The organism is Pinibacter aurantiacus (assembly GCF_019130065.1).
Taxonomy (GTDB): Bacteria; Bacteroidota; Bacteroidia; order Chitinophagales; family Chitinophagaceae; genus Pinibacter; species Pinibacter aurantiacus.
The window spans coordinates 241,373-255,998 of the sequence record NZ_JAHSPG010000001.1 but is presented as its reverse complement, the minus strand read 5'-3'; the positions used below and the strand labels follow the sequence as shown (position 1 = coordinate 255,998).

General features: G+C 42.6%; 7 protein-coding genes. 4 read left to right on the top strand and 3 right to left on the bottom strand.

What is annotated here, in order from left to right:
- Positions 1-25: 25 nt before the first annotated feature.
- Positions 26-1,057, bottom strand: a complete 1,032-nt coding sequence (locus KTO63_RS00940) for a LacI family DNA-binding transcriptional regulator (RefSeq protein ID WP_217789239.1) — start codon at positions 1,055-1,057, stop codon at positions 26-28.
- 606 nt (positions 1,058-1,663) lie between these two features.
- Between KTO63_RS00940 and KTO63_RS00935 the strand changes: the two genes are divergently transcribed.
- The 4 genes from KTO63_RS00935 (at position 1,664) to KTO63_RS00920 (ending at position 11,569) form a co-directional block, all read left to right on the top strand.
- Complete coding sequence (locus tag KTO63_RS00935; RefSeq protein ID WP_217789238.1) at positions 1,664-4,837, top strand: SusC/RagA family TonB-linked outer membrane protein; 3,174 nt, start codon at positions 1,664-1,666, stop codon at positions 4,835-4,837.
- A gap of 21 nt (positions 4,838-4,858) precedes the next feature.
- Positions 4,859-6,451 carry a RagB/SusD family nutrient uptake outer membrane protein gene (locus KTO63_RS00930; RefSeq protein WP_217789237.1) on the top strand — a complete coding sequence of 531 codons (1,593 nt, stop codon included), beginning with the start codon at positions 4,859-4,861 and terminating at the stop codon, positions 6,449-6,451.
- A 230-nt stretch (positions 6,452-6,681) separates the two neighbouring features.
- Complete coding sequence (locus KTO63_RS00925) at positions 6,682-9,180, top strand: glycoside hydrolase family 9 protein (protein ID WP_217789236.1); 2,499 nt, start codon at positions 6,682-6,684, stop codon at positions 9,178-9,180.
- Positions 9,181-9,427: 247 nt separating this feature from the next.
- Positions 9,428-11,569 carry a CRTAC1 family protein gene (locus KTO63_RS00920; protein ID WP_217789235.1) on the top strand — a complete coding sequence of 714 codons (2,142 nt, stop codon included), beginning with the start codon at positions 9,428-9,430 and terminating at the stop codon, positions 11,567-11,569.
- Positions 11,570-11,963: 394 nt separating this feature from the next.
- On the opposite strand, the gene KTO63_RS00915 is transcribed toward KTO63_RS00920, so the two are convergent.
- A complete protein-coding gene (locus KTO63_RS00915) occupies positions 11,964-13,478 on the bottom strand; it encodes an OmpA family protein (RefSeq protein ID WP_217789234.1) in 1,515 nt (504 codons plus the stop codon).
- Positions 13,479-13,532: 54 nt separating this feature from the next.
- Positions 13,533-14,534 (bottom strand): type IX secretion system membrane protein PorP/SprF, encoded by a 1,002-nt coding sequence (locus KTO63_RS00910; protein ID WP_217789233.1) that lies wholly within the window; start codon positions 14,532-14,534, stop codon positions 13,533-13,535.
- Between the last annotated feature and the right edge of the window lie 92 nt (positions 14,535-14,626).

Here is a 14,626-nt window from a genome sequence, read left to right as displayed (position 1 = left end):
AAGTAAAAAGATTTAATCAAACTCTCTACTTCTTTCGTCTCGATGATTCTCTAATAATAACTTCTGATTTCAGCACAATCTTATTCATAACCTGCACAACGGACGATGCTCCGTTTAACTGGCTGATAAGACTTGTTGCTGCAACGGCTCCTATGTCATAGGCGGGATAGTTTACTGTTGTTAAATTGGGGTCCACTGTTCTTGAAATAGGATCATTGTTAAACCCTGCAATAGCAATGTCCTCAGGAATGCGGACACCATTTTGTTTCAAATGATGCATGCAGTACGCAGCATTTTCATCTTCGGCAATAAACAAACCGTCAGGCCTGTTTTCCATTTGCAGTATCTTTTCTGCTGCAGCAATGCCATCCTGAGGGTTCATATCATTAAGTATCAGCATGTCGTCAGAAAACGGAATATTATAGTCTTCCAATGCCCGTCTGTAACCCCGGTATCTTTCGGCATACACATTTCGTTTGAGGCATGCTGTTATATGCATGATCTTAGAGCAACCTTCTGTAATCAAATGTTTGGTGATGTCGTAAGCGTTCTTGTAATTGTCAATAATAACGCTTACGCCCTGGCTGTTTTCAAACACACGGTCAAAAAATATTACAGGGATGCCCTTGTTTATAAATGGCTCTATGTGTGCAAGGCTTTCGGTATCGTAAGCAAGCGAAATGAGCAATCCATCCACTCTGTTTGCCAGCATCGTTTTGGCATTCGCCATTTCTTTATGATAAGATTCTCTTGACTGGCTGATGATAAGATTATAGCCGGCTTCGTTGGCTACTTTTTCCATTCCATCTAATAAAGAAGAAATAAAATATCCATGCAATCGGTGGATAATTACCCCCAACGTGTTGGTTTTTTTCTTCCTGAAATTGCTTGCAAAAATGTTGGCTGTATAGCCAAGTTGCTCAGCTTTGTTCCATATTTTTTGCCTCGTATCCTTGTTGATATCGGGGTGATCCTTAAGGCCGCGGCTTACGGTAGAAATAGAGATGTTTAGTTCCCGGGCAATGTCTACAATCGTAATGTCCTTCTTTCCAGACATATATGAAGTTTATATGCAATATATATACAAAAAGCAATACTTTTTTAGCTATTTCTTGCAATCGTTTGCAAAATTAAAAATAGATGTGTAATATTATAATGTGATTAGCTTGCGTACTCCTATATAACTTTTTTCATAACATAAGGTACATTCATTTGTGAGGTTTTTCTCACAACCATTTTTAAGTATTTAAGGCTTCGATAGGTGGGATTGGAGTGTATTTTTTTATTTAATGATAAAAGAAATTTTTGAAAGCTTTGCCAACGATTGCCAACTTCAACGCCATGAGAATAACTGCATCTTCATTATGCATTCGTATGCTTGAAACTGTTTTACAGCAAGCATCTAACTATATTTCTATTTTATTTCCCTCTCAACTTTTTACCGTTTTTCCTGTTATATGTTCAGCTCATTTTTCTTTACATCATTTACGTGTGATGCACACCTTTTATCACGCGGAGATGCATAGTACTATTTGTAAACCAAAACAATAAACACCACCAAAATGAACACAAGTTAAAAATGGAACATGGTTGATTATGCTGTTACAAAACAAAAACAACATTTACTAAACGGCGTTTAAATTAACTGCTAAAACACCATTTTATGCAACTTTTAGACAAAAAGAATGCAATCGATTGCTACCGCCTAAAGCGAAATAAACTACCCGGTTATCTATCATTTCTAATGCTCTTTTTTCTTGTTTTGAGCATCCATTTTTCATCAATTGCACAAAATTCCAAAACCGTTCGGGGACGGGTTACGGATGAAAAAAATGCTCCCATCAGCGGCGCTTCAGTAACCGTAAAAGGTTCCACAAAAGGTACCGTTACAAACAGTGATGGATACTATATTATCCAGGCACCCACAAATGGCGTACTTAATATTTCCTTCGTTGGTTATGAAACCAAGCAGGCACCTGTTGGTGCTGGTGAAACAGTGAACATTTCGCTGGCGCCTTCCAATGAATCATTGAACCAGGTTGTGGTAGTTGGTTACGGTACACAACGTAAGGCTTCTATTACCGGAGCCATTGCCTCGGTCAATAGTAAAACAATTAACGAGCTGCCGGTCGTTAGCGTTGACCAGGCATTGCAGGGTCGCGTTGCGGGCCTTTCTGTCGTTAATAACGGTGCTCCCGGAACACAACCTATCGTTGCGATAAGAGGTATTAGTTCCATCAGCTTTGCTTCAGATCCTTTGTATGTAATTGATGGATTTCCAACGGGCAACATTTCCAGTTTTGACAGCAGGGATATTGAGTCTGTGGAAGTTTTAAAAGATGCCAGTGCTGCTGCAATTTATGGTTCACGGGCTACAAACGGTGTCATCATCATCACTACCAAAAAAGGAGCACGCGATAGTAAACTGCATGTGAACCTGGATACTTACATAGGCATGCAGAGTCCAGGAAAAAAACTTGACCTGCTGAACACAAATCAATACAAGACATACGAGCGTATGATCAATGGTTCTGCGGGTATTGCAATGCCTCCGAGGTTCCTTGATTCCAACTTTAATAAACCAATATATGCGGGAGCTAACCAAACGTACGCACAGACAAACACAGACTGGCAGGATGAGTATTTTGTAAATAATGCTTTGATGACGCAGACAAATGTTTCTGTGAGTGGTGGTAATTCTGCTTCCCGTTTTTATTCTTCTGGTGGTTACTTAAAACAAGATGGTATTGCGCAGGGACTTGGTTATGAAAGAGGAAATTTCAGGATCAACTCAGAACATACCATCAGTAAAGTTTTCACCTTCGGAGAAAACCTGTACATGGCTTTTGGTAACCAGCGCTTTGATAATAATGCCACTGCTACGTCGGGTAACAGAACAAGACTCATGAACGTTGTGAGAATGCAGCCTTATCTGCCGGTGTATGATCCAACAACACTGGGTGGTTTCAGGGGACCATTGAATAGTTTCGATGGAGCTGACCCCACCAACCCTGTAGAGCTTGCACTGATCGGTTCCAATACGATTAAGACGTTGAAAGTATTGGGTACGGCTTATCTTGATGTAAACTTTACTTCGTGGTTGAAATTCAGATCAACCTTTGGTGTGGATTATTCCAATGCTTATACGCAACAGTATACACCAATCTATAATGACGGTGGTACGTTGTCTGCATCTCTTGCGACTATTAACAATCAGCGCCAGATATACTCTACACTGCTGTTTACTGAACAGTTAACTTTTGATAAAACCTGGAACCAGCATCACCTCAATGTAACAGGTGTATTTGAAAGACAGGGCCAAAAATACTGGAACGAAACAGCGACTGGTAACCAGGGAACCAACGAAATCAGAACGTTGAACGGTGCATCAAATATTAATGCAAATGCTACTTACCAGGAGAATTTAATTGTTTCTCTTCTTGGTCGTTTAAACTATGACTATGCGGGCAAATATTTTGTGAGCGCTGCAATACGTCGTGATGGTTTGTCTATCTGGGCACCGGGACATAAGTATGGCAACTTCCCTTCAGCATCTGTAGGCTGGCGCATTTCACAAGAGCAATTCATGAAGAGCTCAAAACTTATCTCCGAGTTGAAACTGCGTGCTGGTTATGGCTTAACCGGTTTGAATGGTTTGTTGCTTAACAACAACTATCCATGGTTTGCAGCTGTACAAACCAACCAGGCAATTTATCCATTTGGTGATGGAACTTCTCCAAACAGTTCATTTACCAATACATTGGGTAATAAAGATCTTGAATGGGAAAAAACAAAACAATACAATGTTGGAATAGATCTCGGTTTGTTGAATAACAAGATAACGCTTACTGCAGATTATTTTGTAAGGCAAACTGATAACCTGATATATCAATTGCCAACTCCACCAACATATGGCTTTGGTGTGAACGGCGTGTTGTCAAACGTTGCGTCAATGCGTAACAATGGCTTTGAGGCACAGTTGGGTTATCACCATAATCAATCTGCCTTTAAATGGGAGGTTTCTGGTTTAGTTACTGTTATCAGAAATAAAGTACTGAGCATGAATACACCTACTGCCTCTCTTACTGCAGGAGGTGATGCTGACTTTGGTGGCGGTGATCCATGGACCTACACCACTGTAGGACAGCCGATTCAACAATTCTATGGATGGAAAACAGCGGGCATATTCCAAACAGCTGCTGAAGTAAGCAGTTCTCCTACGCAAGTGGCCGGTAAGACTGCTCCTGGTGATATCAAGTTCCAAAACATCAATACAAAAGACAATGTTATCAACAGTGATGACAAGACTTACCTGGGTAGCTTCCTGCCAAAGTTCACTTACTCTTTTAATGGTAATGCGAGCTACAAGAATTTTGACTTCAGCATTTTGTTCCAGGGAGTTCAGGGAAACAAAATTGTAAACGGTGTACGTATTATTGAAGAAGGCATGGTAAGATTGTTCGGCTCTGGTACGCGTGTACTTGATTCATGGACTCCGAACCATACCAACACAGATATGCCAAGAGCATTTAGTGGTGATCCAAATCAGAATGCACGTCCTTCCGACAGATGGATAGAAGACGGTTCATTCCTGAGATTGAAAAATGTTATGATTGGCTACAATGTTCCGGTTACAAGATTGAACTCACTTACAAGAGGAACGGTTTCCCGTTTCAGAATTTATGTTTCATCACAAAATCTTTTTACTGTTACAAAATATAAAGGATGGGATCCTGAAATAGGTTCTAAGAACGGAACACTTACCAACGGAATTGATTACGGGCAATATCCTATTGCAAGATCATTCCAGGTGGGATTACAAGTGGGTTTTAATTAGTAACCATTTCAAAACATTTTTATGAAAACAAAAACTATATATAGATTACTCTTAGCTGCCGGTGCCGTTGTCACTGTTAGCATGTTTTCGTGCAATAAGGATCTCGACAAAACCAATCCAAACAGTGTTGGTCTTGATCAGTCTTTCAAAACAGCTGCCGATCTTCAAACAGCGGTAAATGCTGCATATTCCGTTATTAAAAGTAGTTCACTTGTTGGTCGTGAGTGGTTCTTCGTGCATGACCTGAGAAGTGATGATGTGTCAACGGGTGGTTCGCAATTGGAGGCACCGCGTGCACAAATATTAAACGGTGGTACACAACCTTCCAACCCGGTTATGAACTCGGTATGGAACGCATTGTATACTGCTATACACCGCGCTAATACGGCTATTTTAAAGGGGCCTGGTGTAACAGACAATCCTGCCTTGCGCGACCGCATAGTGGGTGAAGCAAAGTTTCTGCGTGGGTGGGCATACTTTGATCTTGTAAGCATGTGGGGTAAAGTGCCTTTGTACACTTTGCCTGTTCAATCATTTTCTGATTCAAAACCACGTTCTTCTGTTGACTCAATTTACGCTCAAATCATACAGGATCTGAAAGATGCTGCAGGAAATTTGCCAGGCAAATCAGGTTATGACGCTGCGAACAAAGGTCGTGTTACAAACGCTGCTGCCAATGCAATGCTGGGAAGAGTGTATATGCAAAAAGGAGACTATGCAAGTGCAAAAGCCGCACTGTTATTGATACCTACAACAGGTGCAGACGGTTATTCACTTACCGCAAGATGGCTCGACAATTTTGAAGAAGAACATGAGTTTAACAGTGAGTCAATTCTTGAAGTAATATTTGTTGATAAGAAAACGGCCAACTTCAACTGGGGCGGACAATCTGTAGGTGATGTACTTAACGGTAACACAGAACTTACAACTGTACGCAACCAGGAATATTGCCCTGTTGCATGGAGAAATCTCATTCCATCTGATAAACTTATAAATGAGTTTGAGAACAGTGGTTTTGGGGCTACGAAAACTGATCCACGTTTTTCATGGACCGTTTATCAAAGCGGGGATAAATATAACAATGGCGCGGAAACACTTACAGATGGCGATCAAAACGGTAATGGATCTACATTTCATGGCACCGCTAAAAAGATAAGCTGGCGCAAATTCATGTTGATGTACAAAATGAGTAAAAGTGCCATGGGCTTTTATCCGGGAGGAAATAACCAGCGCCTTATTCGCTATGCCGATGTTTTGCTGATGCTGGCAGAATGCGAAAACGAACTGGGTAATTCGGCCGCCGCAGTAGGTTATCTTAACCAGGTACGCGACAGAGCGGATGTGTTGATGCCGCATTATCCTACAGCACAATATCCGACTGGTACTAAAGATCAGGTGACAAAAGCCATCATGCATGAAAGAAGCGTGGAGCTTGCTGATGAGGAAGTAAGGAACATCGACATCATGCGTTGGAGGATCAAAGGTTATTACCCAAGCATCGCTCCTGAACCATTGTCATACTTCCAAAAAAATAGGGATGAATTATTGCCAATACCTCAGGCGGAGTTGGATAACAACCCTAAGGTGACTGGTGATCAGAATCCTGGATACTAAACCTCACCCCCGACCCCTCTCCAGAGGAGAGGGGGAAGTCGCCGCTGGAATGGAGGTTGCTGCTTTTGCTAAACTTAAGTTGCTACATCCTTTCAACCTCTTTATAGCTGCGGGTTCTTGCCCCTCTCCTCCGGAGAGGGGTTGGGGTGAGGTCTTCTCAACAAAAAAGCAGTTGCAATTTTTGCGACTGCTTTTTGCTAAATAAGAATTTGCAAAACGAAAACAGATTCATGCAACAGAAAATTAAAGTTGTATTGTTTGCACTGCTTGTTATAACAGGCATTCATGTTTACGCGCAGCAGAAAACCGCTACCGGTATGCTGCTTAACAAACTTGAATATTTGCAATACCAGGGTGTGAACGTAATGCTTGCGCATGATTTTTATCCGGAAGGACACCAGGGTGGAGTAGGTGTTATACAAAACGGTGAACGTGTGGCTACGAATGGTGATCTGCGTCTTGAACCAACACCGGGACAATGGCAGCCAATTCCCAAAGTAGGCAAACGAATAATTGATCGCGATAAGCAGGAGATCAGTGTGCGCATGGAATATCCCGATTCAATGATCAATAGAAAAGGATTCAATCCGATTATTTACCCTGATTTGAATTTTAGTTACATAATACGTGTAACACCATCTGGCAAAGGGTTTAAGATTATTGTGGATTTGGACAAACCATTGCCGCATGAATGGATCGGAAGGGTTGGATTCAATTTTGAATTGTATCCGGGAATATTGTTTGGCAAATCATATTACATGGATGAGCAGTCTGGAATATTCCCAAGGCAGGCGAACGGGCAAATGTATACCGATGCACAAAATGAACTACAGATAACGCCGATGGCAAGCGGGAAAAAACTTACCGTTGCGCCTGAGTCGGACAAACAACGGATGATCATTCAGTCATTGAATGGCGATAATTTGCAATTGCTTGATGGACGAGGTAAACACAACAATGGCTGGTTCGTTGTGCGTTCGCTTGTTAAAGATGGAGCCACTAAAAATGCGATCGAATGGCTGGTAATGCCCCATGCCATTGAAGGCTGGCAATACGAGCCGGTGGTGCAGGTTTCGCAGGTAGGATATCATCCTGCACAACAAAAAATTGCGATCATCGAACTGGATGCAAACGATAGCAAAAAGCAAACGGCATCCCTACTGCGCATAAAAGAAGATGGTGGTTTTGAAACTATACTTCAAGGAGCTCCAAAAGACTGGGGAAATTTTTTACGCTACCATTACCTGCAATTTGATTTCAGCAAAATTCAAAAGCAAGGCATGTACATCGTGAAGTATGGCAATAGTCAAACGTCACCATTTCAAATCAACAAAGATGTTTACAAGCACGATGTGTGGCAACCAACACTCGAATATTTTTTGCCAGCGCAAATGTGTCACATGCGTGTGAATGACAAGTATCGCGTATGGCACGGCTGGTGCCACATGGATGATGCACGGATGGCACCAATCGATTCCAATCACTTTGACGGATACATACAAGGGCATTCAACTTTGACAACGTTTGCATCAGGGCAAACCGTGCCGATGCTGAATCGTGGCGGCTGGCATGATGCAGGAGATTTTGACCTGAGAGTAGAATCACAAGCTGAAACCGTACATGGACTCACGCTTGCGTATGAAGCTTTTGATGTAAAAGATGACAATACTTCCATTGACCAGCTAACGCATGTGGTAGAGATTCATCAACCGGATGGAAAGCCGGATGTGTTGCAGCAAGTGGAGCACGGACTACTTTCTATCATTGGCGGTTACAAGGCAATGGGAAGATTTTACAGAGGCATTATCGAACCGACCTTGCGTCAGTACACCCTGCTCGGTGATGCCGCCAATATGAGCGATAATGTGTTTTTTAACACCATTAAACAAACAGGAGCCGTTCCCAGTGTAGGACTGCCCGGCTCTCCGGATGACCGCTGGGTTTTCACGGAAGACAATCCCGGCAGGGCTTTAGAAGTAGGCGCTTCGCTCGCTGCTGCGGCGAGAGTAATGAAAGGCTATAACGATACGCTTGCTGATCAATGCCTGCAAATAGCGCAGCAAGTATGGAACGATACAAAGGAAAAGCGAATCACACAACGTGTTCCGTTAGCGGCAGAATTACTGATCACAACGAAAGATAAAAAGTATGCGGATTTCCTGATTGCAAACGTTTCCGCAATTGCAGACGATATCAATAACTCAGGTTGGGTAGTGGGTCGCACGCTGAGTATTGTAAATAACAATGCTTATACAACTGGCATCACAAATGCCGTAAAAACCTTGTACAGCAAGATACAGGAGCAGGGGAAAGAAACGCCATACATGGTGCCATACAAGCCGAATATATGGGGCGCGGGCTGGGATATTCAGCACTTCGGTTATAAGCAATATTTCCTGCACACAGCATTTCCGGATGTATTTCCTGATACGTATATGTTGAGTGCATTGAATTTTGTTTTGGGCTGTCATCCCGGATCTAATACTGCTTCGTTTGCTTCTGGTGTTGGCGCAAGTTCAATGATACCGGGATATGGATTCAATCGTGCGGATTGGTCGTACATTCCTGGTGGTATAAGTTCCGGTACTGCATTGATCCGTCCTGATTTTCCCGAGCTGCTTCCGTGGCCTTTCCTCTGGCAGCAGGGCGAATATGTACTTGGTGGCGGCACAACTGATTATTTATTTTTGGTGCTGGCGGCTGATAGGTTGCTGAATAAGAATAACTGATTAACTGAATAAGATCTCAAAGGTCACCACTAAGCCACTAAGGGCACAAAGCCACACTAAGGGACTCTCTTAGTGAAACTTAGTGTTCTTAGTGACTTAGTGGTAAAAGAAATAGCTGAATAATAGAGTTACTTAAAACTCATAACTTACAACTCATAACTCACAACTTCCCATGAAGCGTTTGCTGCTTAATATAATCTGCATTTCTTGCTTCATTGCTTGCCGTGAAAAGCGCGGAAATGAAGGAATGGCGAAGCTTTTAGCGTCTATTGACGCGACCGAGCAATCGCCGGCAAATCAGTTTTGTCCCACTGCGAAAATTAAGTATTACGATAGTATCATAAACATTTCAACTTCCAATATTGACCTGTTTACAAACACTTACTATAAAGCAAATGCACTGCTCGAAAATGGCAATGAGCAGTCTGCTGTAGAAACATTAGAAGCGTTGCTCCAAAAAATGCAGGTCTACAATAGCTCTATGACGATAGATATGCAGAAGCTTCTGGCGCTGTCATATTTGCGGTTGGGGGAAAGGACAAATTGTTTGCACAATCATTCAGCCGCATCATGTATTTTCCCGATTGCCAACAGCGGTGTGCATGTAAATAAAACCGGCTCCTACAAAGCAATAGAGTTGTATCAGAATATTTTGCGCAACGATCCTGCTGACCTGGAATCCTTGTGGCTGCTGAATATCGCGTACATGACAGTAGGAGGATATCCCAACAGTGTGCCTCCCCAATTTCTTTTGAAGGGCCTCGATGCAAAGGATTCAATAAGCGTTAAACCATTTATAGATATCGCGGCAAACACCGGACTTAGTATTAACAACATGGGCGGAGGATCGGTGGTTGATGATTTTAACAATGATGGCTATCTCGATCTGATCACATCCGGATGGGGACTGCAGGAAAGCATGCATTATTTTATCAACAATGCAGACGGCACTTTCAGGGATGTGTCGGATAGCTCGGAGTTGAGCAAAATAAAAGGTGGCTTAAACATTATGCAAACAGACTACAATAATGATGGGCTGAAAGATGTATTTGTTTTGCGTGGTGCGTGGAAAAGCAAGTTTGGCAAGGAACCTCCTTCTCTTTTAAGAAACAATGGTGACGGCACATTTACGGACGTTACAAAAGAAAGCGGATTGCTCAGCATACATCCTACGCAAACTGCAACGTGGGCGGATTTTAATAACGATGGCTGGCTCGACCTATTCATAGGACATGAGTGCTGGGATGATGGTGATCCTCAATATTGTGAGTTATATCTTAATGATCACGACGGCACTTTTGCAAATTATACAAAGGAGGCAGGGATCAATGTTTCGAAGTTTGTGAAAGGCGTTACGTCCGGTGATTATGATAACGACGGCGATGCTGATATTTTTATTTCTACTCTCAACGGTGATAAATTTTTGTTTCAAAATGAAGGCGTAAAGAATGGCAAGCTCCATTTTAAAGATGTTTCAAGTAGTGCAGGTTTTGCAAGTGAAAAAACAAAAACATTTGCTACCTGGTTTTTTGATTATGATAATGATGGATGGCAGGACCTTATCGTATGTGGTTATAATTTCACGAGTTCGCTGGCCACTTATGCCGCAGAAGAGGCTTTGGGAAAAACTGAGGCGAACTCCGGCGAAGTGTTTTTGTACCGGAACAATCGCGATGGCAGCTTTACAAACATTACAAAATCTGCCGGATTAACGAAAATGGTTTTTGCGATGAGCGCCAATTTCGGAGACATAGATAATGACGGTTACCCCGATATGTTTTTTGGAACCGGCAATCCAAAGTATCAATCGCTTGTGCCCAATAAAATGTTTAAGAACATGGGCGGGAAATATTTTGCAGACGTTACCAATTCCGCAAGGGTAGGCAATCTGCAGAAGGGGCACGGTATTTCGTTTGCTGATATGGACAATGATGGCGATGAAGATATTTACATTGACATGGGGGGAGCCTATCCCGGTGATGTTTATCAAAATTCATTTTTCATAAATCCCGGACAGAGTAACAATAACTGGATAGAAATTGCCACGCAGGGAACGACCTGCAACAGAGCTGCGATAGGAGCGAGGCTAATGGTCTATTTTAAGGAGAACAATCAACCACGCGTTGTTTATAAAGACGTGAACTCAGGTGGAAGCTTTGGGGCGAATCCCTTGCGTCAACACATTGGTATAGGAACTGCTACTTCAATTGACAGCATTGTCATCAAATGGCCAGGGGATAAGGCTTTGCAAACATTTAAGAATATTTCTCCCAACCGTTACATCAACATTATCCAAGGCAACAATGCTTTTGCTACCACGCAGCTGAAAACACTTGACTTTACAGCGGTTAAGTTTGGTATGCTTGTGAAGGAATGTGGGAGGCAATGACTGAATAACTGAATAACTGATTAACTGAATAACTGAATACCTGAGTGCTGCACCGTCATTGCGAGACCGGCGGAGCGGACAGATTAAACACGTAATAGAAGTTTACATTACTTGGAGTTGTCGAAGCAATCCCATGCGCAAGGAGATTGCTTCGACCGCTCCAAGGCTGTTTGTCTTTCACATCATCATGTTGTTATGCGTTCTCTGCAGGTCTCGCAATGACGTTGCAAGATCGCTTACGTTTAAGGGCACTCAGTTATTCAGTTAATCAGTTATTCAGTTACTAAAAAAAGGCATTCCAGTTTGCACCGGAAGCCTTTTGTGTTATTGGGCTTGCTAATAATTACAATTGTTGCATCAGGCCGTCATCCAATTTTTCGGGAGGTGGCGCTGTTCATTTCTTTTCATAGATCACGATCTCCGTTCTGCGGTTTCTCCATGATGCATTCGGATCATTGGTATTTACCACCGGATTTTCCTTGCCAAAATAGTTCATGAACATTCTGGTTTCAGGAATGCCGCGGCTCTTCAGGTATTCAAGTGCCACCTGTGCTCTTTTTTTGGAGAGCGGCTGGTTGTACTCTTCAGAACCAATCAAGTCTGTATAACCTAAAAGATCCACATACAGGTTGTCATTTGTTTTTAACTGGTAAACAACCTGGTCAAGCACACCAAACGCGCCTGATGTAAGAGAGTACAGATCGTAGTTAAAGTAAATGGTGAATTTTGTTAACGGAGGATAGTTGAAAGCGTTTTCGACATCTGCTGCATTGTTGCGCGCCTGGCGTCTGATGTCGCCGTCGTCGTCACCGCCGTCATCACCACCCATACCGTTGCCCATGCCGTTTCTGCCACCTTTCTTGTTCTTCATGTCAAACGGCGGCATCATGATAAAGATGTTGATGTTAGGAATACCACCACCGAATGAGTTGCCATTTTTTTTCAAGGCTGCCAACGCGCTGGAGTCCGTATCTTTTTTCTTCTCGTCTGTTTTTGCATTGTCAATAGTTTCCTGCACAGTTGGTTTTTTCTTCGCTTTCAACGGAAGATAAACACCAACGGAGTACATCAACGGGTTCAGCCCTTTAATGTTGCTGCTAAGACTGTAAGCGTAAGCAACCTGCGCCGTCGCCATCATACCGTTACCATGATACTTAACACCACCACCCAAAGGCGCAGAAGTGTATTGTCCATCGCCAACGATGTTATAGATACCTGCAGAAATAAACGGTTGCAGTTTGTTTTTATCTTCCAGCAAATGATAGTACACTGTTCCGGTTACAACGTTGTATGTTTTAGATTCTGTTTTGGTAACATTGGTTGAGTTGTTGGCCACATGTCCAAAACTAAAACCAATATCGCCACTCACAGAAACTCTTTTGCTGAAGTTTCTATATACGGACACGGCAAACGATGCGTTCGTTTTTTTGCCGAATGGCAGGGGATTTACCGCGTCTGTGTAAGCGTGGTCGCCTTTGTTTGTCATGCTGTAATCCTGCACTTGCACACGCAGTCCCGGCGATACAAACCACCTGTCGTCGTAGCTTTTTTGCGGAGCTGCCGGCTTTTGTTGCGAGCGTGCAGAATCGCCAATAACCTTGGGTTTGGTGATGAACGGCTTCGCTTCCGGGTTTACGTTAACGGGAGGTGTGGAATCAATTTGTTGCTGTTGTTTAATCAGCATCGAATCGATGTTAACTGCAGAGTCAATGTGCGGCAACGCATGGTGCTGCTCTTCTTCCTGCGCAGTTGCCATAATGGACAATATACTGAAGGCCATTATGGAAAATAATCGTTTCATGATCGGCACGTTTTTATTTAACAGTCGTAAGCCCGACAGATTGAACCGGTCGGGAGAAACATGCATCTTATTTTCCGTGGATGGAAAATGTGTTATGTCAGGTTTCATAAATACAGTTTTTTCGATTGATAGGTTAGGGGTTTCATCTAATAAAATGAATTATTAGAAATCAAGTTTCAGCGCCAGCTCCAGACCTGTGCGTCTGTAACCTGCAGCGTTGATGCTTGAAATATTTATATCGTACAATAGGGCGATTGTCGCTTTATTGTATCTCAAATCAACATTTGGAACAACCGCGTCATTGTAGCGATAACCAACACCAAAGCCAACACCACCTTCCATGCTTGGGATCGCTTTTAAGTAAGACAGGTTGAAGTAATGCTTATAAGCACTTCCCTGCCAGTTTAATGACATGTTGAACGCACATTCGTCTGCATTCGACGTGATGTATTTGTAACCACCTTGCACACTCAATGCACGTTTCGCCTTGAACGTTTCGCTCTTTGTACGTTCTGTGTACGGTGTGTTTACATGAAGCATAGAAGCTCCGATATACCATTTGTTGTATTGGCTATTGCTAAATATAGAGGCTCCTGCATTCACATTGAAATAGCCATACGACCAGCCGGAAGCAACAGGGTCAATGCTCAGTTTGCCATTGATCGGACCATACTGATCAAACTGGTCAGGAAAGGCCGCAATGCCGGAGGTGTTCATTTTGCTTTGATAGTACATCCCCTGGAAACCAATAGACGCATAGACTTCATTTGACGAAATAGGCAATGCATAAGAGACACCGAGCAAGCCAAGTGTGTTGCTCAATATTCCCTGGTTAGATTTATCTGATGCGGCGCCCACACTCATGCTAAAGTAACCTGAGTTGGTTTTTTCCCTTGCAGACTTTGACAGCAAAGGCGCATCAAGAATAGCGCACACTGAGTTATACGCAAGCAATCCCTGGTAGTTTACATTTCTGTAATTGAGTTTCAGGCTCATTTGCTTGTCTGTTTTCAGCGACTGGTTATACCATATTGCCATGTCCTGCACGCGTGAAAAATTTATTTCCTGTGCGTTGGCCATCATGTTGTACAACACGAGTACCATTACGACAAAACCAAACCTCACTGGTTCTTTCAAGCTGGATTTTTTCTTTTGTCTTTTCATAACAGATAGTTTAGTCATGGTGACTAATTCGTCAAATATTTTAAATCAGTTTTTGATCATTCTTTCTTTTCTAATTCCTAACTTCTAATTCC

Excerpts from the sequence above, each read along its gene's own strand:
- KTO63_RS00935 (WP_217789238.1), top strand. The coding sequence starts at position 1,664 with ATGCAACTTTTAGACAAAAAGAATGCAATCGATTGCTACCGCCTAAAG.
- KTO63_RS00930 (WP_217789237.1), top strand. The coding sequence starts at position 4,859 with ATGAAAACAAAAACTATATATAGATTACTCTTAGCTGCCGGTGCCGTT.
- KTO63_RS00925 (WP_217789236.1), top strand. The coding sequence starts at position 6,682 with ATGCAACAGAAAATTAAAGTTGTATTGTTTGCACTGCTTGTTATAACA.
- KTO63_RS00915 (WP_217789234.1), bottom strand. The coding sequence starts at position 13,478 with ATGAAACCTGACATAACACATTTTCCATCCACGGAAAATAAGATGCAT.
- KTO63_RS00920 (WP_217789235.1), top strand. The coding sequence starts at position 9,428 with ATGGCGAAGCTTTTAGCGTCTATTGACGCGACCGAGCAATCGCCGGCA.
- KTO63_RS00940 (WP_217789239.1), bottom strand. The coding sequence starts at position 1,057 with ATGTCTGGAAAGAAGGACATTACGATTGTAGACATTGCCCGGGAACTA.
- KTO63_RS00910 (WP_217789233.1), bottom strand. The coding sequence starts at position 14,534 with ATGAAAAGACAAAAGAAAAAATCCAGCTTGAAAGAACCAGTGAGGTTT.